The organism is Microbacterium sp. Z12_35, from assembly GCF_058310475.1.
In genome coordinates this window covers 1,191,098-1,213,127 of sequence record NZ_JBZEGJ010000001.1, presented here as the reverse complement: position 1 = coordinate 1,213,127, position 22,030 = coordinate 1,191,098, and the positions used below count along the sequence as shown (strand labels likewise).

15 protein-coding genes and 3 rRNA genes are annotated in these 22,030 nt (G+C 66.4%); all 18 read left to right on the top strand.

Annotation, left to right across the window (positions count from 1 at the left end; translation table 11 throughout):
* Positions 1-5 precede the first annotated feature (5 nt).
* The 18 genes from AC4FS1_RS06040 to xerD all read left to right on the top strand — a co-directional run bounded on the left by AC4FS1_RS06040 (position 6) and on the right by xerD (position 21,976).
* A complete protein-coding gene (locus tag AC4FS1_RS06040; RefSeq protein WP_491153348.1) occupies positions 6-644 on the top strand; it encodes a SatD family protein in 639 nt (212 codons plus the stop codon).
* A 158-nt stretch (positions 645-802) separates the two neighbouring features.
* Positions 803-1,501 carry a hypothetical protein gene (locus tag AC4FS1_RS06035; protein ID WP_491153347.1) on the top strand — a complete coding sequence of 233 codons (699 nt, stop codon included), beginning with the start codon at positions 803-805 and terminating at the stop codon, positions 1,499-1,501.
* A gap of 39 nt (positions 1,502-1,540) precedes the next feature.
* Positions 1,541-1,891, top strand: a complete 351-nt coding sequence (locus AC4FS1_RS06030) for a VOC family protein (protein ID WP_491153346.1) — start codon at positions 1,541-1,543, stop codon at positions 1,889-1,891.
* Between the two features lie 31 nt (positions 1,892-1,922).
* Positions 1,923-3,236, top strand: a complete 1,314-nt coding sequence (gene tyrS, locus AC4FS1_RS06025) for a tyrosine--tRNA ligase (protein ID WP_491153345.1) — start codon at positions 1,923-1,925, stop codon at positions 3,234-3,236.
* Between the two features lie 8 nt (positions 3,237-3,244).
* Positions 3,245-4,042 carry a DUF4184 family protein gene (locus AC4FS1_RS06020; RefSeq protein WP_491153344.1) on the top strand — a complete coding sequence of 266 codons (798 nt, stop codon included), beginning with the start codon at positions 3,245-3,247 and terminating at the stop codon, positions 4,040-4,042.
* Positions 4,043-4,553: 511 nt separating this feature from the next.
* Positions 4,554-6,073 (top strand): 16S ribosomal RNA (locus AC4FS1_RS06015).
* 407 nt (positions 6,074-6,480) lie between these two features.
* Positions 6,481-9,586 (top strand): 23S ribosomal RNA (locus tag AC4FS1_RS06010).
* A 106-nt stretch (positions 9,587-9,692) separates the two neighbouring features.
* Positions 9,693-9,809, top strand: a 5S ribosomal RNA gene (gene rrf / locus AC4FS1_RS06005).
* Together the 16S, 23S and 5S rRNA genes form the textbook arrangement of a ribosomal RNA operon.
* 673 nt (positions 9,810-10,482) lie before the next feature.
* Positions 10,483-11,220 carry a hypothetical protein gene (locus AC4FS1_RS06000; protein WP_491153343.1) on the top strand — a complete coding sequence of 246 codons (738 nt, stop codon included), beginning with the start codon at positions 10,483-10,485 and terminating at the stop codon, positions 11,218-11,220.
* On the top strand, positions 11,217-12,257 hold the full coding sequence (locus tag AC4FS1_RS05995; RefSeq protein WP_491153342.1) for an HAD-IIA family hydrolase: 1,041 nt from the start codon (positions 11,217-11,219) through the stop codon (positions 12,255-12,257). Before AC4FS1_RS06000 ends, AC4FS1_RS05995 begins: the two co-directional genes overlap by 4 nt.
* A 17-nt stretch (positions 12,258-12,274) precedes the next feature.
* Positions 12,275-12,451, top strand: a complete 177-nt coding sequence (locus AC4FS1_RS05990; RefSeq protein WP_491153341.1) for a hypothetical protein — start codon at positions 12,275-12,277, stop codon at positions 12,449-12,451.
* Entirely contained in the window at positions 12,448-13,248 is an 801-nt protein-coding gene (locus AC4FS1_RS05985; RefSeq protein WP_491153340.1) for a TlyA family RNA methyltransferase, read from the top strand. The genes AC4FS1_RS05990 and AC4FS1_RS05985 overlap by 4 nt, the downstream gene beginning before the upstream one ends.
* Positions 13,245-14,165: an NAD kinase gene (locus AC4FS1_RS05980; protein ID WP_491153339.1), complete on the top strand. Its 921-nt coding sequence runs from the start codon at positions 13,245-13,247 to the stop codon at positions 14,163-14,165. Before AC4FS1_RS05985 ends, AC4FS1_RS05980 begins: the two co-directional genes overlap by 4 nt.
* On the top strand, positions 14,162-15,853 hold the full coding sequence (recN, locus tag AC4FS1_RS05975; protein ID WP_491153338.1) for a DNA repair protein RecN: 1,692 nt from the start codon (positions 14,162-14,164) through the stop codon (positions 15,851-15,853). The genes AC4FS1_RS05980 and recN overlap by 4 nt, the downstream gene beginning before the upstream one ends.
* Complete coding sequence (locus AC4FS1_RS05970) at positions 15,850-18,672, top strand: hypothetical protein (protein ID WP_491153337.1); 2,823 nt, start codon at positions 15,850-15,852, stop codon at positions 18,670-18,672. The genes recN and AC4FS1_RS05970 overlap by 4 nt, the downstream gene beginning before the upstream one ends.
* Positions 18,673-18,767: 95 nt before the next feature.
* Positions 18,768-20,456, top strand: a complete 1,689-nt coding sequence (gene pyrG / locus AC4FS1_RS05965) for a CTP synthase (RefSeq protein ID WP_491155654.1) — start codon at positions 18,768-18,770, stop codon at positions 20,454-20,456.
* Positions 20,440-21,051 (top strand): NUDIX domain-containing protein, encoded by a 612-nt coding sequence (locus AC4FS1_RS05960; protein ID WP_491153336.1) that lies wholly within the window; start codon positions 20,440-20,442, stop codon positions 21,049-21,051. Before pyrG ends, AC4FS1_RS05960 begins: the two co-directional genes overlap by 17 nt.
* Before the next feature lies 1 nt (position 21,052).
* The gene (xerD, locus tag AC4FS1_RS05955; RefSeq protein ID WP_491153335.1) at positions 21,053-21,976 is read left to right on the top strand and encodes a site-specific tyrosine recombinase XerD; all 924 of its coding nucleotides are present in this window, start codon (positions 21,053-21,055) and stop codon (positions 21,974-21,976) included.
* Positions 21,977-22,030 lie beyond the last annotated feature (54 nt).

Sequence of the window (22,030 nt, the reverse complement as noted above, 5' to 3'; positions counted from 1 at the left end):
GGCCTATGGCTTACCGCGTAGGCGTCATCACCGACATCGTACGGTCACGAGAGCTGTCCGACCGCGCGGGAGCGCAGGCCGCCATTCGCGCGTGCTTCGACCGCGCGCATACCGTCGCGCCGGCGGTCGAGCCGCTGTGGGCCACCGCCGGCGATGAGTTCCAGTCGGTCTACGCACGGGTCGAAGACGCGCTTGTGACAACCCTGCTCGTCCGCACTCTGCTTCCGGAGGGTTTGGATTGCCGCTTCGGGATCGGCGAGGGGGACATCCGCCGAGTGGAAAGCGGCGCGAACGGTCACGACATCCAGGACGGGCCGGCCTGGTGGAACGCACGTGAGGCCATCACGGCGGTCCACGCGATGCAGGACCGCGGGCAGGCGGGGCTGCGCACCTGGTTCGTCGGAAACGACCCCGCCCAGCAGGGCTTGGTGAACGCGTTGCTCCTTGGCCGCGACCACGTCGTGTCGAGGATGAAATCTCGCGAGAGACGCCTGGCGGCGGAGTACTTCGCCGGCCGGACGCAACAGGCCATCGCCCAGTCCGAGAAGATCTCGCAGGCGGCGGTTTCCCAGAACCTCCGGCGATCCGGTGCCACGGCACTCGCCCTCGGCATGGACGTTCTGAAGGCGGGGCCTCGCTCGTAACGGCAGCAACGCGGCGCGCCGCGCGGCCGGCCCCTCCCCGTCGGTGGCCGCGGGGAGAATGCAGACATGGTTCTCACCGCGGGCTCAGCCGACGCAGACCGGCGCACGGCGCATCAGCCTTCTGGGGATGTGCGTGCGCCCGCGCGAGGAGGGCGGTCGTGATCCTCGCGGGCCTGCTTCTGCTCACCATCGGGGCTGCGGATCTGCTGCGGCAATTCATCCCGGCGCCTCGCCGGTGGCTCGCCTACCTCGTTGCCGTGGTCCTGCTGATCTGTCTCAGCGCCGCCGTGGATGCCGTGCCTGCCGCGATCGCCGCATCCCTTCTCGCCGCGGCATGGCTGGCGGTGGTCTCCCCGGATGGAGCGCGTCGCGCCGGCATCTGGGCGGCCGCCGTCGCGGCCCTCGTCTGTGCCGCCGCTGTCCTCGCCATGCCGCCCCGCGTGCAGGCGGGTCCGCTCGGCGACATATGGCATCCGGTCGCCCCGTTCGGACCCGTCGCGATCGACACCGTCGTGGCCGCGGTGGGCGCGGCGGTGTTCATGCTGGAGTCGGGCAACGTGATCGTCCGCGCCGCCCTCCGCCACGAGATGGCGGAAGTGCCCGCGGCCGGCTCCGGGCTGAAAGGCGGGCGTCTCATCGGGCCTCTGGAGCGGCTCCTCGTCTTCGCGCTGACCCTCGCCGGCGCGTACACGCTCCTGGCCGCGGTGCTCGCCGCGAAAGGCATCGTGCGCTTCCCCGAAATCTCACGCGATGACGAATCCGGCAACCGCGCGGAGTACTTCCTCGTGGGGAGCCTCGTCAGCTGGGTGTCCGCACTCGGTGCCGCGGCGCTCGTGTGGTGGGGTTCAGGAATCTGACCCTGGTGTGCCCGTAGTTCCGGCGGAAGGATGGCAGCCATGGCGAAGATGGAGCATTTCGAGATTCCGGTCGACGACATCGAGCGCGCGCAGAATTTTTACCGCGCCGTTCTCGGATACCGGTACGAGCCGTGGGACGACGACATGGGGATGCTGCTTCAGCCCGATGGGGAAGGAATCAGCGGCGACCTGCACCTGCGCGGGGCGACGCCCCATCCGACGGTCGTTTTCACCGTCGACCGCATCGAGGACGTGGTGGATGCGGCGATCGCGCACGGCGGCGAGCAGCTCGGACAGATCCAGCCGCTGAGCGAGACGTCGCGGTGGGTCTACATCCGCGACTCCGAGGGCAACATCATCGGCCTGTTCGACGAGGCTGCATCGTCCTGAGTCTCCGACCCCCGCTGGTAGCGTTGACGGTGTGTCCGCACCTTCGACAGAGAGTGCCGTGAACGCCCTCGCGCCGGCCAACGACCCCACGTTCGACGACGTCTGGGACGAACTGGTCTGGCGGGGTTTGGTGCAGGTTTCAACGGACGCCCAGGCGCTGCGAGAGCTCCTCGCCGGACCGCCGATCGTCTTCTACTGCGGTTTCGACCCGACGGCCCCGAGCCTGCACCTCGGTAACCTCGTGCAGCTGCTCACGATGCGCAGGCTCCAGTTGTCCGGTCACCGCCCGCTGGGTCTCGTGGGCGGCTCCACAGGGCTCATCGGTGATCCCCGACCCACGGCCGAGCGCACGCTGAACACCCCCGACACGGTTCGGGAGTGGGTCGGCTACCTCCGCGCGCAGGTCGAGCGTTTTCTGAGTTTCGACGGTGACAGTGCGGCGCGGATCGTGAACAACCTCGACTGGACGGAACCGCTGAGCGCCATCGACTTCCTGCGCGAGATCGGCAAGCACTACCGCGTGGGCACGATGTTGAAGAAGGACGCGGTCGCTGCCCGCCTGAATTCCGAGGCCGGCATCAGCTACACCGAATTCAGCTACCAGATCCTCCAGGGGCTCGACTACCTCGAACTCTTCCGCTCCTACGACTGCGTTCTGCAGACCGGCGGGAGCGACCAGTGGGGAAATCTCACCAGTGGCGTCGACCTCATCCACCGGGTCGAGGGCCGGTCCGTGCACGCGCTCGGCACCCCGCTGATGACGAACGCCGACGGGACGAAGTTCGGCAAGAGCGAGGGCAACGCGATCTGGCTCGACCCGCAGATGTGCAGCCCCTACGCGTTCTACCAGTTCTGGCTCAACACGCTCGATGACGATGTGATCGCGCGGATGAAGGTCTTCACCTTCCTCTCGCGGGCGGAGATCGCCGAATACGAGAGGCTCGTGGCGGAGGAGCCGTTCCGGCGCGCCGCGCAACGGCGCCTCGCGCTCGAGGTCACCACGTTCGTCCACGGCCAAGAGGCCACCGCCGCCGTCGCCGCGGCATCGGAAGCCTTGTTCGGGCGGGGAGACCTGGCAGCCCTGGACGCCGCAACTTTGCGCAGCGCACTGGAGGAGCTACCCCATGCGCGGGTCGCGCCGCGCACCACGGTCGTCGATGCGCTCGTGGCGACGGGTCTCGTGACGAGTTCGAGTGAGGCGCGGCGCGCGATCGCCCAGGGTGGGGTGTCACTGGACGGTGCGCGTGTGAGCGCGGACGATGCCGTCGTCGAAGGAACCCTGCCCGGCGGCGTATCGGTCCTGCGGCGCGGAAAGAAGACCCTCGCCGGGATCTTCCTGGACTGAGCGGCGCCGTGCCGTTCACGCCGAGCCACGCCGTGGTGGCACTGGCGTTCGCACGGACGCCCCTGGTTCCCGCCGCGGTCGCGATCGGCGCGATGACCCCGGACCTGCCGCTCTTCGTGCGCGCCGGTGTCCCGCCCTACGGGCGGACACACGATCTGGCCTGGCTGCCCCTCACCGTCCTGATGGCAGGGGCGCTGCTGCTGGTGTGGCGGATGCTGCTGCGGCCGGCCGCCCGCGAACTCGTGCCGCGCGCGATCGCGGCACGACTGCCGCAGGCGTGGGACGCCGGACCGATGGCGGGGTGGCGCGAGACGCTCGCCATCAGGCGGGGCCGCGTGTCCTGGCGCGGCATCGCGCTGCTGCTGGCTTCCCTGGCGACCGGGGTGGTCACGCACATCGTGTGGGACCTCTTCACGCACGAAGGCCGTGGGGGAGTGCAACTGATCCCCGTGCTCGACGAAAGATGGGGACCGCTCCCCGGGTACACATGGCTCCAGCACGGATCCAGCATCCTGGGCCTTGGTGTTCTCGCGGTATGGGCTGTTCTCTGGCTCGCGGGCCGCCGGCCGGTGCCGCTGCGGCGGACGCTGCCCGCGGCGGCGCGCGTCGCGTGGTGGGTATCGCTTCCCGTTGTGCTCGCCGGAGCGTGGGCGGTCGGACTGGCCGCGCTGGGCCCGCTCGACGCCGACTTCACCCCCGCACACCTGGCGTACCGAGTGCTTCCGCCGGCGTGCGCCGGGTGGGGGGCGGCGACACTCGCGCTGTGCGCCGTCCTGGTGCTGCAGCGGCGTCGCCCCTCGCGCTGACCCGCGGAAAGCCGGGCGACACGCCCGGGATGCGCCCAGATTTGCCGAGCCCGCGGATCGCACGTAACTTATTACTTGTTCGCCCCACAGGGGAGAGCGGAGAGGCCGAAAGGCCCCGCTACCTCTCAAGCGGAGAACCACCCCCAACCACACACTCGCTTGAGTGTGACGACCTCCGGGTCTAGGATGGGGTTTCCGGCCGCCCAGGCCACGTCCCCGACGCTCGGTTCCGATTTCGGAACGAACGAAACGTCGATTTGACAGCCTGAGCGAAACGGATAAGATAGAGAAGTTGCCCTGCGGGCGAGGCCGAGAGGCTGAGCAGCAGGAGCATCCGATCCTTGAGAACTCAACAGCGTGCACTTGTCAAATGCCAAAAAACCTCGCGGTCAGCTTGTCTGACCGATGAGATTCTTTTGAGATTAAACGGATAAATGTCAGTAATGACATCCGATCGTCAGATCAAACTCGCTCGGCCGAACCTATTCCGGTTCGATCGCAGCAAAATTCTTCTACGGAGAGTTTGATCCTGGCTCAGGATGAACGCTGGCGGCGTGCTTAACACATGCAAGTCGAACGGTGAAAGAGAGCTTGCTCTCTGGATCAGTGGCGAACGGGTGAGTAACACGTGAGCAACCTGCCCCGGACTCTGGGATAACAGTTGGAAACAGCTGCTAATACCGGATACGAACTGCGAAGGCATCTTCAGCAGTTGGAAAGAACTTCGGTCTGGGATGGGCTCGCGGCCTATCAGCTAGTTGGTGAGGTAATGGCTCACCAAGGCGTCGACGGGTAGCCGGCCTGAGAGGGTGACCGGCCACACTGGGACTGAGACACGGCCCAGACTCCTACGGGAGGCAGCAGTGGGGAATATTGCACAATGGGCGAAAGCCTGATGCAGCAACGCCGCGTGAGGGACGACGGCCTTCGGGTTGTAAACCTCTTTTAGCAGGGAAGAAGCGAAAGTGACGGTACCTGCAGAAAAAGCACCGGCTAACTACGTGCCAGCAGCCGCGGTAATACGTAGGGTGCAAGCGTTATCCGGAATTATTGGGCGTAAAGAGCTCGTAGGCGGTTTGTCGCGTCTGCTGTGAAAACTGGAGGCTCAACCTCCAGCCTGCAGTGGGTACGGGCAGACTAGAGTGCGGTAGGGGAGATTGGAATTCCTGGTGTAGCGGTGGAATGCGCAGATATCAGGAGGAACACCGATGGCGAAGGCAGATCTCTGGGCCGTAACTGACGCTGAGGAGCGAAAGGGTGGGGAGCAAACAGGCTTAGATACCCTGGTAGTCCACCCCGTAAACGTTGGGAACTAGTTGTGGGGACCATTCCACGGTTTCCGTGACGCAGCTAACGCATTAAGTTCCCCGCCTGGGGAGTACGGCCGCAAGGCTAAAACTCAAAGGAATTGACGGGGACCCGCACAAGCGGCGGAGCATGCGGATTAATTCGATGCAACGCGAAGAACCTTACCAAGGCTTGACATATAGAGGAAACGGCTGGAAACAGTCGCCCCGCAAGGTCTCTATACAGGTGGTGCATGGTTGTCGTCAGCTCGTGTCGTGAGATGTTGGGTTAAGTCCCGCAACGAGCGCAACCCTCGTTCTATGTTGCCAGCACGTAATGGTGGGAACTCATGGGATACTGCCGGGGTCAACTCGGAGGAAGGTGGGGATGACGTCAAATCATCATGCCCCTTATGTCTTGGGCTTCACGCATGCTACAATGGCCGGTACAAAGGGCTGCAATACCGTAAGGTGGAGCGAATCCCAAAAAGCCGGTCCCAGTTCGGATTGAGGTCTGCAACTCGACCTCATGAAGTCGGAGTCGCTAGTAATCGCAGATCAGCAACGCTGCGGTGAATACGTTCCCGGGTCTTGTACACACCGCCCGTCAAGTCATGAAAGTCGGTAACACCTGAAGCCGGTGGCCCAACCCTTGTGGAGGGAGCTGTCGAAGGTGGGATCGGTAATTAGGACTAAGTCGTAACAAGGTAGCCGTACCGGAAGGTGCGGCTGGATCACCTCCTTTCTAAGGAGCATCTGGCACTCTTCGGAGTGTCCAGGCGCCAGATCGAGACGAATGTTCTCGCTGGTAGCTCAAGGGTGGAACATTTGACGAGGTGCCGATCGGATCTTCCGGTTCTCAGTACGCTGCTTGCAGCTGGAAACGAACCTGTTGAAATGGCCGGCACATGCACGCTGTTGGGTCCTGAGGGACCGGATGCGGTTTAGACCGCAGCTGGAACTTCTGGGCCCTTTCTTCTTGTCGCACATGCGGCAAGGGAGAAGGGCACCGCCCGTACTTTGAGAACTACACAGTGGACGCGAGCATCTTTGAGCTGATCTTTGATCAGCTCTTATGATGATCTTAAAGATCATTAATCAATTTCGAGTCGGACTTCGGTCCGAAACGATTCTTTGATAAAACTCATGTGATTTCAAGTCTTTAAGAGCAAACGGTGGATGCCTTGGCATCTGGAGCCGAAGAAGGACGTAGCAATCTGCGATAAGCCTCGGGGAGTGGATAAGCACACTTTGATCCGAGGGTGTCCGAATGGGGAAACCCCGCTGGGCGGCGTGCCGACCCAGTGACTCCCGCCTGAATATATAGGGCGGGTAGAGGGAACGTGGGGAAGTGAAACATCTCAGTACCCACAGGAAGAGAAAGCAACCGCGATTCCGTTAGTAGTGGCGAGCGAAACCGGAACAGGCTAAACCGAGTACGTGTGATATCCGGCAGGAGTTGCGTATTCGGGGTTGTGGGACTTTTCAGGCTGCTCTGCCGAGCAGCCGGCGTTACAAGAAGGTATAGACGAACGGTCTTGAAAGGCCGGTCATAGAGGGTGCCAACCCCGTAGTCGAAATGCCTCCCTTGGCGCGAGAAGTATCCCAAGTAGCACGGGGCCCGAGAAATCCCGTGTGAATCTGTCAGGACCACCTGATAAGCCTAAATACTCCCAGATGACCGATAGCGGACAAGTACCGTGAGGGAAAGGTGAAAAGTACCCCGGGAGGGGAGTGAAATAGTACCTGAAACCGTTTGCTTACAAACCGTTGGAGCAGCCATAGCAGCTGTGACAGCGTGCCTTTTGAAGAATGAGCCTGCGAGTTAGCGATACGTGGCGAGGTTAACCCGAGTGGGGTAGCCGTAGCGAAAGCGAGTCTGAATAGGGCGATTCAGTCGCGTGTCCTAGACCCGAAGCGAAGTGATCTATCCATGGCCAGGTTGAAGCGACGGTAAGACGTCGTGGAGGACCGAACCCACTTAGGTTGAAAACTGAGGGGATGAGCTGTGGATAGGGGTGAAAGGCCAATCAAACTTCGTGATAGCTGGTTCTCTCCGAAATGCATTTAGGTGCAGCGTTGCGTGTTTCTTGCCGGAGGTAGAGCTACTGGATGGCCGATGGGCCCTAAAAGGTTACTGACGTCAGCCAAACTCCGAATGCCGGTAAGTGAGAGCGCAGCAGTGAGACTGTGGGGGATAAGCTTCATAGTCGAGAGGGAAACAACCCAGACCACCAACTAAGGTCCCTAAGCGCGTGCTAAGTGGGAAAGGATGTGGAGTTGCTTTGACAACCAGGAGGTTGGCTTAGAAGCAGCCACCCTTGAAAGAGTGCGTAATAGCTCACTGGTCAAGTGATTCCGCGCCGACAATGTAACGGGGCTCAAGCACGCCACCGAAGTTGTGGCATTGACATTATTGGTAGGCCTTCGTGGTCCAGCCGTGTTGATGGGTAGGAGAGCGTCGTGTGGCCAGCGAAGCGGCGGTGTGAACCAGCCGTGGAGGCCACACGAGTGAGAATGCAGGCATGAGTAGCGAAAGACATGTGAGAAACATGTCCTCCGAAAGACCAAGGGTTCCAGGGTCAAGCTAATCTTCCCTGGGTAAGTCGGGACCTAAGGCGAGGCCGACAGGCGTAGTCGATGGACAACGGGTTGATATTCCCGTACCGGCGAAGAACCGCCCAAGCTAATCCAGTGGTGCTAAGAGTCCTAACCAGGAATGGACGGATCCCTTCGGGGTGAAGCCGTCTTGGCGAACGCTCGACCCCATGCTGGTGCGGTTAGCGTATTAACAGGTGTGACGCAGGAAGGTAGCCCAGCCAGGCGATGGTTGTCCTGGTGCAAGTGCGTAGGCCGAGTGATAGGCAAATCCGTCACTCATACAGGCTGAGACACGATGCGAATGAAAAGTGGGTGATCCTATGCTGCCAAGAAAAGCATCGACGCGAGGTTCTAGCTGCCCGTACCCCAAACCGACTCAGGTGGTCAGGTAGAGAATACCAAGGAGATCGAGAGAATCGTGGTTAAGGAACTCGGCAAAATGCCCCCGTAACTTCGGGAGAAGGGGGGCCTTCGGCGTATTAGGACTTGCTCCGAAAGCGTTTGGAGGCCGCAGAGACTAGTGGGTAGCGACTGTTTACTAAAAACACAGGTCCGTGCCAAGTCGCAAGACGATGTATACGGACTGACGCCTGCCCGGTGCTGGAAGGTTAAGAGGACCGGTTAGCCGCAAGGCGAAGCTGAGAATTTAAGCCCCAGTAAACGGCGGTGGTAACTATAACCATCCTAAGGTAGCGAAATTCCTTGTCGGGTAAGTTCCGACCTGCACGAATGGCGTAACGACTTCCCAACTGTCTCAACCGCGAACTCGGCGAAATTGCATTACGAGTAAAGATGCTCGTTACGCGCAGCAGGACGGAAAGACCCCGTGACCTTTACTATAGTTTGGTATTGGTGTTCGGTGTGGCTTGTGTAGGATAGGTGGGAGACTTTGAAGCATGGACGCCAGTTCATGTGGAGTCATTGTTGAAATACCACTCTGGTCACTCTGGATGTCTAACTTAGAACCGTAATCCGGTTCAGGGACAGTGCCTGATGGGTAGTTTAACTGGGGCGGTTGCCTCCCAAAAAGTAACGGAGGCGCCCAAAGGTTCCCTCAACCTGGTTGGCAATCAGGTGTCGAGTGTAAGTGCACAAGGGAGCTTGACTGTGAGACTGACAGGTCGAGCAGGGACGAAAGTCGGGACTAGTGATCCGGCAGTGGCTTGTGGAAGCGCTGTCGCTCAACGGATAAAAGGTACCTCGGGGATAACAGGCTGATCTTGCCCAAGAGTCCATATCGACGGCATGGTTTGGCACCTCGATGTCGGCTCGTCGCATCCTGGGGCTGGAGTAGGTCCCAAGGGTTGGGCTGTTCGCCCATTAAAGCGGTACGCGAGCTGGGTTTAGAACGTCGTGAGACAGTTCGGTCCCTATCCGCTGCGCGCGTAGGAAGTTTGAGAGGATCTGACCCTAGTACGAGAGGACCGGGTTGGACGAACCTCTGGTGTGTCAGTTGTTCCGCCAGGAGCACCGCTGATTAGCTACGTTCGGGATGGATAACCGCTGAAAGCATCTAAGCGGGAAGCCGGCCTCAAGATGAGACTTCCATGCCTTCGGGCGAGAGGCTCCCAGCCAGACTACTGGGTTGATAGGCCGGATGTGGAAGCGCGGTAACGCGTGAAGCTGACCGGTACTAATAAGCCGATGACTTGATAACACACCGTTTTATGGTGCTTGCGTCCACTGAGTGGTTCCCGATGTACGGTCGGGAGCAACAACACAACAATGATTACGTTTGTGTACGACTGAAACATCAATAGTGTTTCGGCGGCCATAGCGTGAGGGAAACGCCCGGTTACATTCCGAACCCGGAAGCTAAGCCTCACAGCGCCGATGGTACTGCAGGGGGGACCCTGTGGGAGAGTAGGACACCGCCGGACTTCTTTCGAGAAATGGCCACCCAACGTTGGGTGGCCATTTCGCGTTTACGGGCACATTTATCCCGATAGAGGAGGCGACGCCGTGGCTACGGACGATCGCGACGACCGAGCACCACGCACCCCTCGCGGGAGCGGTGGTGACCGAAACGACCGCGGCGGATCCCGTCCGGGCAAGGACGGCGATCGGTCCTCCGACCGTGGGACGGGCGGCGCTGCGCGTCGTCCTCGTCCGGCGTCGGATGGGCCGCGACGCTCTTCCGGGGACGGGCCGCGACGGGCTTCCGCCGACAGCGACCGTCGGCCTTTCCGCGACGGGCAGAGCCGACCTGCGAGCGACGGAGCCCGTCGACCATCCGGAGACGGAGCCCGTCGGCCTTTCGGAGATGGAGCCCGCTCGTCCTCCGGCGAAGGAGCGCGTCGGCCTTTCGGAGACGGAGCCCGCTCGTCCTCCGGCGATCGGCCACGTCGTCCGGCCGATGGGGGAGGAGGGCGTCCTTCATCGGGCGACCGGCGCGGCGCCGCCGACGGTGCGCGTCGGCCATTCCGGCCCGCTTCCGATGATCGCCGGCAGGGGCGCGACTACGGCTCCGACCGCGGCGGTTCGGCCCCGCGATTCGGCGGCGAGCGTCGGCCCTCGCGTCCCATCCCGCCCAGCGAGGAGCGCCGTGCGCGCGTGGCCGAACCCGAGATCCCGGAGGATGTGACGCCGCGCGATCTCGCCTCGGCAGCGCGCAATGAGCTGAAGACCCTGAGCAAGGAGAATGCCGAGAACGTCGCCCGTCATCTTGCGATGGCGGCGCGTCTCATCGACGAAGACCCCGCCCGCGCGCACGAGCACGCACTCGCGGCCACTCGGCGCGCCGGCCGTGTTGCGGTCGTCCGAGAGACGGCGGCGATCACTGCGTACGCGGTCGGAGACTTCGCGCTCGCGCTCCGGGAACTGCGCACCTATCGGCGCATCTCCGGTCGGGATGACCAGCTGCCGCTCATCGTCGACAGCGAGCGGGGTGTCGGTCGTCCCGATCGCGCGCTCGAGGAAGGCCGCTCCGTCGACCGTGCGAGCCTGCCCGTGCCGGTGCGCGTCGAGTTGGCCATCGCGATGTCCGGCGCCCGGCTCGACCTTGGGCAGCCCGATCGCGCGCTGACAGAGCTCGATATCCCCGAGCTCGACCCCGACCGCGCCTTCGAGTGGAGCCCTGGCCTGTTCGCGGCGCGTGCGGCAGTGCTGGAGGAGCTCGGCCGCGACGACGAGTCCGCCGAATGGTACCGCCGGGCCGAGATCGCGGAGGACGCACTGGACGCCGCGACGGGTGCTGCTGATCGTGAGGTCCTCGTTGTGGAAGACGTCGACATGGACGGCGATTCCGACTCTGACGACGGGTCTCGGCACTCCCCGGAGCCCGAGGAGTGATCGGGCGTCGCCGCCCGGTTGACGGGTCGACGCCTCTCGATGGCGTCGATGTGGTGCTCGCCGACCTCGACGGCGTGGTCTATGCCGGCCCTGGTGCCATTCCCCATGCCGTCGACAGCCTGAACCGCGCAGCTCAGCAGGGGCGGCGCCTGGGTTTCATCACGAACAATGCGTCGCGCACCGATGCATCGGTGGCGAACCATCTCACCGACCTCGGGTTGACCGTTCGCGCTGAGGAGGTCGTCACCAGTCCGCAGGCGGCGATGCGCCTTCTCCGGGAGCTGGTTGCTCCGCCCGCGACCATCCTGGTCGTCGGCGGTGAGGGGCTCGTCGTCGAGGTAGAGAAGGCCGGATACGCCGTCACCCGCAGCGCGGATGACGCACCCGCCGCCGTCGTCCAGGGATTCGCACCCGAGGTCGGATGGACGCAGCTGGCCGAGGCCGCGTACGCGCTGCAGCTCCCCGAAGACGAGGGCGGGATCCCCTGGATCGCGACGAACACCGACTGGACGATCCCGCAGGCACGCGGAATCGCGCCAGGAAACGGCACGCTCGTCTCGGCCGTGCATACCGCCGTCGGGCGACTGGCCACCGTTGCCGGAAAACCCGAAACACCGATCTTCACCGAGGCGGTGGCCCGCTTCGCCGCGGCGTCGCCGTTGTTCATCGGCGACAGGCTCGACACCGATATCCAAGGCGCCTCCCGCGCCGGTATCCGGTCGGCGCTTGTGCTGACGGGCATCGACCGACCCAAGCACGTCCTCGCGGCGCCCCCGGATGCTCGTCCCGATCTGATCCTCGGCGACCTCCGCGAGCTGTTCGAGCCCTACCCGCAGACAGTGGTCCAGGGATCCCGGACCATCGTCGGCCGGTCCTGTGTGGAGATCGACGGCCCCGACCTCCGCATCGTCAAGGAGGGCGACCGCCCCATCGATCTCGTACGGGCCGCGGCGTCCGCGATCTGGTCGTCGGGCCGCGCCATCTTCGGGTTCCGTGTTCCGGAGCGCCTGTATGCCGACCCGTTCTGGCGCGTATAGGTCGTTACGATAGCGGCATGTCCGAGCCCGATGACGCCGCGACCGGCGATGAGGAAGGCGAACTGATCAGCCGTCTCCGGGTGATCGAGTCCCAGCCCCTCGCCGAGCGCGCCGCCGCCTACGCTGCGCTGCACGACGAACTCGCGCACCGTCTCGAGTCCGGACCGACCGCCGACGGCGGACCGCGCGGATGACACCGCGCCTCGACGCGGCGATGGCCGGGCGGGGGCTCGCGCGTTCACGAACTCAGGCCGCGCAGCTCATCACAGCCGGATCCGTGAGTGTCGACGGACGCCCGGTGGTGAAGCCCTCGACGCCTGTGCCGGACGACGCGCGCATCGAGGTGCTGGCGCCCGACTCGTACGTCAGTCGCGCGGCGCACAAGCTTCTCGCCGGACTCGACGCATTCGGCATCGAGGTGAGCGGGCGACTGGCCCTCGACCTCGGTGCGTCCACCGGCGGATTCACGCAGGTGCTGCGCGAGCGCGGGGCTTCGCCCGTCCTCGCCGTCGACGTCGGCCACGGGCAGCTCGCCCCGCAGGTGGCGGCGGACCCCGGCGTCATCGCTGTCGAGGGGTACAACGTGCGATACATGGATGCGGCGAGCCTCGCCGCCGCGACGGGCGTCGCCGCGGCGCCCACCGTCGTGACCGGCGACTTGTCTTTCATCTCCCTGACCCACGTGCTTCCGGCGGTGGCGGCGGTCGCCGCCCCCGAGGCCGACATCGTGGTGCTGGTCAAGCCGCAGTTCGAAGTAGGGCGCACCGCGGTGAAAGGCGGACTGGTCACCGACCCTGCGCTGCGGGTCGATGCCGTCACCAGCGTCCTGTGGTCGGCGTGGGACGTCGGGCTGAAAACCGCGGGTGTCATCGCGTCGCCGGTGGTGGGCACCCACGGTAATCGCGAGTTCGTCGTGCATCTGGCGACGGGTCGGGGAAGCGATCCGTCAGAATGGACGAGCACCCTGAACGAAGTGGCCGGTACCCGATGAATTCGAGCGAACGCAGCATCCTTGTCGTGGTGCACTCCCGGCGGGACGACACGGTCGAAGCGGCGCGTCGGGTGCTGTCGGAACTGCGCTCGGCCGGCGCACGCCCCGTCTTCTCCGTCGACGACCGCGCCGTGCTGGACGGTCTGCTGGACTTCGACGGGGCCGGCACACTCGGCGTCGACGTCCCGCTGGATGACGTCGAACTGGCGATCGTCCTCGGCGGCGACGGCACCATCCTGCGCGCTGCCGAACTGGTGCGCGGGGGGACGGCGCCGGTGCTCGGCATCAACCTCGGCCATGTCGGGTTCCTGGCCGAGATCGAACGGGACGACATGGACGACGCCGTCCGCCGCGTCATCGCCCGCGACTATCGCGTCGAGGAGCGCCTCGCTCTGGCGGTCCGGGTGAAGGATGCCGCGAACAACGTCATCTACGAGACCTGGGCGCTGAACGAGGCGACCGTGGAAAAGGCCAGCCGGGAGCGCATGCTCGAGGTGGTCATGGAGGTCGACGGGCGTCCCCTTTCGTCCTTCGGATGCGATGGAGTGGTCGTGGCCTCGCCGACAGGGTCGACCGCCTACAACTTCTCCGCCGGTGGGCCGGTCATCTGGCCGAACGTGGAGGCGATCGCGGTCGTCCCACTGTCGGCGCACGCGCTGTTCGCACGACCCCTCGTGGTCGACCCGGACACTTCCGTGGCGATCGAGGTCCTCGAGCGTACGAGCGGTGGGGGGATCCTCTGGTGCGATGGACGGCGGTCGCACGATCTGCCGCCCGGAGCGCGGGTGATCGTGCGTCGCTCCAGCCGCCCGGTGCGGCTGGCGCGTCTGCATCCCGCTGCCTTCACCGACCGGCTCGTCCGCAAGTTCCGCCTGCCCGTCGAAGGGTGGCGCGGCCCGGACGGGGCCCCTTCGTGATCGAGCAGATGCGCCTGCGCGACCTCGGCGTGATCGCCGACGCGACCCTGCCCATCGGCGCCGGGTTCACCGCGATCACGGGTGAGACCGGCGCCGGAAAGACCATGGTGGTCACCGGTCTCGGGCTGCTTCTCGGACAGCGAGCGGACTCGGGTGCCGTGCGCTCCGGCGCGAGCCAGGCCTCGGTGGAAGGGGTGTGGGTCGTCCCAGAGGAGGGCGCTGTGGCCGATCGCGTCCGCGAGGCAGGTGGCGACATCGAGCCTCTGGGCGACGGCCGGGCGGAACTGTATCTCGGGCGGACGGTCTCGAGCGAGGGGCGGGGGCGCGCGACCGTCGGCGGACGCACGGCGCCGGCCGGCGTGCTCGCCGACCTCGCCGACGACCTCGTCGTCGTGCACGGGCAGTCCGATCAGCTGCGGTTGCGCTCATCCGTCGCACAGCGCGACGCGCTTGATCGCTTCGGAGGCGCGCCGATCGCACGAGCGCTCGGCACGTATCGGGCCGCGTTCGAACGGTGGCGCGCGCTGGACGAGCAGCTGTCGATGATCGAGAACGATCGCGATGCCCGCGCCCGGGAAGCCGAAGAGCTGCGCGCGCGCCTCGCCGAAATCGAAGCGGCCGCGCCGGTCGCGGGCGAGGAGGCGCAGCTTGCCGCGCGCGCCGAACGTCTGGCGAACGCCGAGGAGTTGCGCCTGGCCGCCGTCACCGCTCACGAGGCGCTCTCCTCCGACAGCGACGCCCCGGACGTCACAGCGCTGCTCGCCGATGCCCGCCGGGCGCTCGAGCGGGGAGGGGATGCGGCGCTGCGCGAGCTGGCCGACCAGATCGCCGAGCTCGGCTACCGCGTCACCGATATCGCCGCGGCGCTGTCGGGCTACCTCGCCGATCTCGACGAGACAGGTCCGCATGAGCTCGCGGCCGTCGAGGAACGTCGCGCGCTGCTGGCCGGCCTCGCCCGGGTCCATGGCAGCGTGGACGCCGCCATGGAACTGCTGGAGTCGGGCTCCGCCCGTCTGGCGGAGCTCGATGACGATTCGGACCGCGTGGAGCGGCTGTCGGTGGAACGCGACGAGGCGGCCGGCAGCCTGGATGACGCGGCGGCGACGTTGACGGCCGTGCGCACCGACGCCGCGGCGCGCCTCGGGGCGGCCGTCACCGAGGAGCTCCACGCCCTCGCCCTTCCCGACGCGAAGCTCACGGTCGCGGTCGCTCCCGGTGTGGCGTCCGCGTCCGGGCGCGACGAGGTGACGATCCTCCTCGCCCCGCATCCGGGCGCCGACCCGCGACCTGTTGCCCGGGGAGCATCCGGGGGAGAGCTCAGCCGCGTCATGCTCGCGATCGAAGTCGTACTGGCCGGGGTCGACCCTGTCCCCACGTTCGTGTTCGATGAGGTGGATGCGGGGATCGGCGGTGCCGCGGCGATCGAGGTCGGGCGCCGGCTGGCACGGTTGGCCGAGACCTCGCAGGTGATCGCCGTCACCCACCTTGCACAGGTCGCGGCGTTCGCCGGCAACCACCTGTCGGTCGTGAAGGGCACGGACGGCGCGGTCACCGCTTCCAGCGTCCGCCGCCTGGAGGGACCCCAGCGCGAGGCGGAGATGGCCCGGCTGCTGTCGGGGATGCCCGACTCGGAGGCCGCGCTCACGCACGCTCGCGAGCTGCTGGACGCCGGGCGCTCCCCGCGGTGACCCCGGACGCTGCTGAGCCGCCGGCCGAGGACGAGCCCGCTCCCGCCGACGCCGTTCATATCGCGACCCGCCGTCCGACCCCGCTGTACCGACGGCTCGCCCGCTCACTGCTGTGGCTCGAGGCGCGCGCACGGGCTCGGGGGCCGCTCGGAATCCGGCTCACGAACCTCGGGGTGTGGCTCCTCGTTGCCGGGTCCGGACTGATTCTGCTGACCGGACCCGTGATCAACGAGCCGCGCGACCTCGACGACATCACGGCGGCGGCCTCGGAGGCGACAGATCGCTGGATCGCCCGTGGGTTCGACGTGGCCTTCGAGGTGGAGCGCACGGACGAGGGGCGGATGCTGCTGCACGTCGAGGAGCGCATCGACGCGGTGTTCCCCGACGGAGTCGCAGAATCCGGGATCAGCCGGACCATCGCCTCCCACTATGAGGGACACGATCTGCTTCCGGAGGTGACCGGTGCCGAAATCGACGGCGTGCCGACGGAGCTCGAGATCGACCGGAAAGCCACGACCGCGACCCTGCGATGGGACACGGGGAAGGTCCTCGACGGTGCGCACCGATTCGTGGTGCGCTACACCCTGTCCGACGTCGCCTACCGCTCCCTCGACGAATCGACGGGCCGGATGCAGAACGTGCTGGAGTGGGACGTGTTCGGTCCCGCCTCCCCGCAGGGGGTTGCCCGCACGTCGGCCACCGTTGTCCTGCCGCGGGAAGTGGATGAAGCGCTCGAGCGCTCGCCGCGGGCAGCCGTGGCATGGACGCTGCTGTCGGATGCGACGAGCCTGAGCCCCGACAGCGAAACGTCGGACTCGGTGACGTATCTCGTCGAGAACGACCAGAATCTGCCGCCGTATGCGCAGTTCTGGTTCACGTTCCGCTTCGCGGACGGCACCTTCGCGATGCCCGACCCGTCGCCGCTGTACTGGGTGCTCGTCGTCGGGCCGTTCGTGCCGCTCCTGCTGCTCGCGGTCGGCCTGCTGTTCGCGCTGGCGGCCAGAGCAGTGGTGTGGAACGACGAGCGCGGCCGCGCGTGGTACGTCGCCCAATACGAGCCAGACCCCGAGGTGCCCGCCCCCGTCGCATCCCGGCTGATGCGTCAGGTGCTCACGGCGCCGCTCGTCCAGGCCCTCGATGACCGGCGCCGCTCGCGCGGGCCGTGGTCCGCCGTCGGGCGCATCGCATGGCGGACCGGACGGCCGGGCAACATCGTGGCCGCGTGGCGCGCCTACCTCATGGCGCCGGCGTGGTCGGCCCAATACCGCTCCGGGCTCCGCCGCGTCCCGCGAGGCATCGTGCGCGACGTGTTCGTCGGCGCCGCTCTCGGCCTCGCTCTGCTGCAGCTCGGGGTCGTGCGTCAGCTGTCGCACCAGATCCCGCTGAGCGTCTACTGGTGGCCAGTCCTGATCGTGGCTGCCAACCTTCTCCTTGCCGCCGTGGTCCTGCTCGTGGTCCTCTCTGCCCGCCCGCTCACCCGCGCCGGCGCCTTGGCGAAGGAGCACCTGCTGGGGTTGCGGCTGTATCTCGAGCAGACGCAGTCGGCACAGCGCATCACGCTGCGTGACGAGCTCCTTCCGTACGTCGTGATGTTCTCCCCACCGCGCCGGGCCGGTGCTCTCGTCTGGGGGCTGCTGGGCGAGCGCGGTCATCGTGACGCGCGCGTGGCCGCCGGGTTCCTTTCCATCCCGCGGCTGCTGCTGCGCGCTGTGGCCGTGCTCAGCGTCGCAGGCTCCCTCGGGCTGGCCTACCTCGTTCCGTCCCCGTCGGAACGCGATCGCCCAGAAGACCTCGCGTACTCCGGCGATCTGCCGGGCGGGCGCGGGTGGGTGGTCACCGATTTCGCCGCCGATGCGGAGCTGGAACGGACGGAAGCCGGCGCGGCGGTCGTCGCCGTCACCGAGACCCTCTCGGTTTTCGTCGACGACGGCCGCGACCACCTGCCGCAGCTGATGCGGCAGTGGCGCGATGTCGTCGCGGGGCATGACATGGCGCTGGACGTATCGGCGGTCACCGTCGACGGAGAACCCGTGCCCTTCGCGGTTCGCCGCGCGCAGGGCATGGCCTTCTTCCAGACCGCGCTCACCGACGAATGGGGCGGCGAGCATGTCGTGGAGATCCGCTACGTGGTCGCGGATGCTGCGGCCGCGGTCCAGCACGACGGACAGTGGCGCGAGCAGGTGTTGTGGACGGCCCTGAACGAGGGGTGGGAGGCGGCGTGGTCGTGGCAGGACACCCCGATTCTGCGGGCATCGGTGACGGTGCGTGTGCCGGCGGCGCTCGCCGAGGAGACCGAGGCGGCCACAGGCTGGCTCGCCGGCCAGACCCGCGGGAAGACCGACGTGCGCGCGCTGCCGCCCGGGCGCTCGGCCGGGGACGTCGTCGTCTACCGATGGCAACTGACCCCGGAGCCGGACGGGTACTGGGGCACCGAGGCCGACGAGGACGTCGGCATCCGGATGCTGTTCCCGGAGGGGACGTTCGCGGATGTGGATCGCGGCTCCTGGTGGGCGGCGGAGACATGGCGTCTCGCCCCCACGGTGCTCGCGCTCGCCCTGTCGGTCATCGCCGCCGGAGTGGCCCTGTACGGATTGATGCTGCGCGGCGGAGGCTCGGAACGGCTGAAACGCGCCGGTCTGGTGCGCGACCTCGTGCGGTGGATCCCCCCGTGGTTCACTGCCGCGGCCGTGGTGCTGTTCGTATGGCGGACGATCGACGCGGTGGAGGAAGACCCCATCCTTCCGCTCCTCGGTATCCCCGCCGCAATCGCGCTGGCCCTCACCATCTGGAACGCCCGCGTCACGCGTTCGAGACCGTGAGGCCCCTCGGATGCTGGCAGACTGCAGGGGAACCGATTCCGCGCGCGCCGCAGCGGAGCATCCCCGACAGCCGGCTGATAGGATTGAAGCCCGTGATGCAGACTTCAGACGCGGGACATCCAGACGACACCACCAAGCACATTTTCGTGACGGGCGGTGTCGTTTCGTCTCTCGGTAAGGGCCTGACGGCGGCCAGCCTGGGCAACCTTCTCACGGCCCGCGGTCTCCGCGTGGTGATGCAGAAACTCGACCCGTACTTGAATGTCGACCCGGGCACGATGAACCCGTTCCAGCACGGTGAGGTCTTCGTGACCGACGACGGTGCCGAGACCGATCTCGACATCGGACACTACGAGCGCTTCCTCGATATCGAGCTCAGCCAGGCGGCCAACGTCACCACCGGACAGATCTATTCGCAGGTCATCGCCCGGGAGCGCCGGGGCGAGTACCTGGGCGACACCGTGCAGGTCATCCCGCACATCACCGACGAGATCAAGCGCCGCATGCGGCTGCAGGCGACGGAGGAACCCCGCCCCGACGTGATCATCACCGAAATCGGCGGAACCGTCGGCGACATCGAGTCGCAGCCGTTCATCGAGTCCGCTCGGCAGATCCGTCACGAGCTGGGTCGCAACAACGTCTTCTTCGTCCACGTGTCGCTCGTGCCGTTCATGGGGGCCTCCGGGGAGCAGAAGACCAAGCCCACGCAGCACTCCGTAGCCACGCTCCGCTCGATCGGCATCCAGCCCGATGCACTCGTCCTGCGCAGCGATCGACCCGTCACCGAGTCGAACAAGCGCAAGATCGCGCTCATGTGCGACGTCGACGAGGACGCGGTGGTCAACGCCGTCGACGTGCCGAGCATCTACGACATCCCCTCGATGCTGCACGAGCAGGGTCTGGACGATTACATCGTCCGCTCCCTCGGGCTCGGCAAGGCGGCGGACGTCGACTGGTCGCGGTGGGAGCGGGTTCTTCGCGCCGTGCACAACCCCAAGCACGAGGTGACCATCGGGCTGGTGGGCAAGTACATCGACCTGCCTGATGCGTATCTCTCGGTGACCGAGGCGCTGAAGGCGGGCGGGTTCGGCGAGGAGACGCACGTCAACATCACGTGGATCCCCTCCGACCTGTGCGAGACGCCCGAGGGCGCGGAGAAAGCACTCGGATCCTTGGATGGCATCGTGATCCCCGGCGGGTTCGGCATCCGCGGTATCGAGGGCAAGCTCGGGGCGCTGCGCTTCGCCCGCGAGCAGGGCATCCCGACGCTCGGCATCTGTCTGGGACTGCAGTGCATCGTCATCGAGTACGCCCGGAACGTCGCGGGCATCGAGGACGCCTCCTCGAGCGAATTCGACCCGGACAGCCCGAACCCGGTCATCGCGACGATGGCGGAGCAGGTCGACATCCTCGACCGTGGCGACCTCGGCGGCACGATGCGCCTCGGTCTGTACCCTGCCGACCTCCTCGACGGCTCCATCGCGGAAGAGGTCTACGGCGCACCGCGCGTGTCGGAACGGCACCGTCACCGCTACGAGGTCAACAACGCCTACCGCGATCAGCTCGCCGAGGCGGGGCTGGTCTTCTCCGGCGTCAATCCCGACCTCGGTCTCGTCGAATACGTCGAGCTGCCGCGCGACGTACACCCGTACTACATCGCGACGCAGGCGCACCCCGAACTGCGCTCGCGTCCGACGGAGCCGCATCCGCTCTTCCGCGGTCTCATCGGCGCCGCGCTGGAGCGCCACCGCGCCAGCGAGCTCTTCGATGTCGAGCAGGCCTGACGTGGGGAGCGGCACGCTGCGTGACGAGCCCCTCGACCCCGAAGTGCTCGCCAGCGAGATCGTCTACCGCGGTGCGGTCTGGGATGTGCGGGCCGACACCGTGCGGTACGGGGACGGCGAGATCCAGCGCCAGTACGTCGAACATCCCGGGGCCGCAGCGATCGTGGCGATCGACGACGATGAGCAGGTCGTGCTCATCCAGCAGTATCGTCACCCTTTGCGCCTGCGCGACTGGGAGGTGCCCGCCGGTCTTCTGGACGTCGCGGGGGAGCCCCCATTGGAGACGGCGAAGCGCGAGCTGGCCGAGGAGGTGGACCTCGTCGCCGATCGCTGGCAGTTGCTCGCGTCGCTGCGCACGAGTCCCGGCGGCAACGACGAGGTCGTGCACCTGTTCCTGGCGCGCGGGCTGTCGGATGCGCCCGAGAAGTTCGCCCGCGCCGAGGAGGAGGCAGACATGCGTGTCGCACGCATCCCCCTGGCCGATGCGATCTCGGGGGTGCTCGAAGGGCGTCTGACCAACGGCATCCTCGCGACCGGGGTGCTCGCGGCTGCCGAGGTGCTCCGCCGCGAGGCGGGGGACCCCACCGGGCGATGACGTGCGCCTGTCCCGTGCGGTCGACGCGTATCTGAGGCACATCTCGCTCGAGCGCGGGCTCTCCGACCACACCGCCGAGGCTTACCGGCGTGACCTCGCCGGATACGTCGAATGGCTCACCGCGCACGGGGTCGACGACACGGATGCGGTCACCCCTGCCATGGTGACGGAGTTCGCTGCGGAGCGGGCCTCGGCGCAGCCGCCGCCGGCGGCATCCAGCATCGCGCGGCTCCAATCGTCGGTGCGGGGCCTGCACCGCTTCCTCACGCGCGAGGGCATCGCCGCCGACGACCCCTCGGGCCGGTTGCGGCCGCCCAAGGCCGCGCAGCGACTCCCCAAGGCGCTGACGATCGACCAGGTCACGCAGCTGCTGGATGCCTCGGGCCCGGCGCCCGAGGATGCCGCGCCGGGTGACCTCGCCGGCATCCGCGACCGCGCGCTCCTGGAATTGCTCTATGCGACGGGTGCACGCGTCTCGGAGATCATCCAGCTGGACGTCGACGACCTCGCACACGGAGATGTGCTGCGCGTGCGCGGCAAAGGCTCGAAGGAGCGGATCGTGCCGGTGGGTTCCTACGCCCGCGCAGCCGTGGACGCCTATCTCACGCGCGTGCGGCCCGAGCTGTCACGCCGCGGGCCGGCGACTCCTCGGCTGTTCCTCGGCCTCCGCGGAGCCCCGCTCTCCCGGCAGAGCGCCTGGCTCGTCCTGCAGCAGGCCGCGGGGCGCGCGGAACTGACCGCCCACGTCTCGCCGCACACACTCCGGCACTCGTTCGCGACCCACCTGCTGCAGGGTGGCGCGGACGTGCGGGTCGTCCAGGAACTGCTCGGCCACGCCTCCGTGGCGACCACGCAGATCTACACGCACGTGAGCGTCGACGCGCTCCGCGACGTCTACGCCACGTCGCATCCCCGCGCCCGCTGACGACGTGCCGCGCGCATCCCGGGACCGGGACGGGCGGCGGGTAGAATCAACACA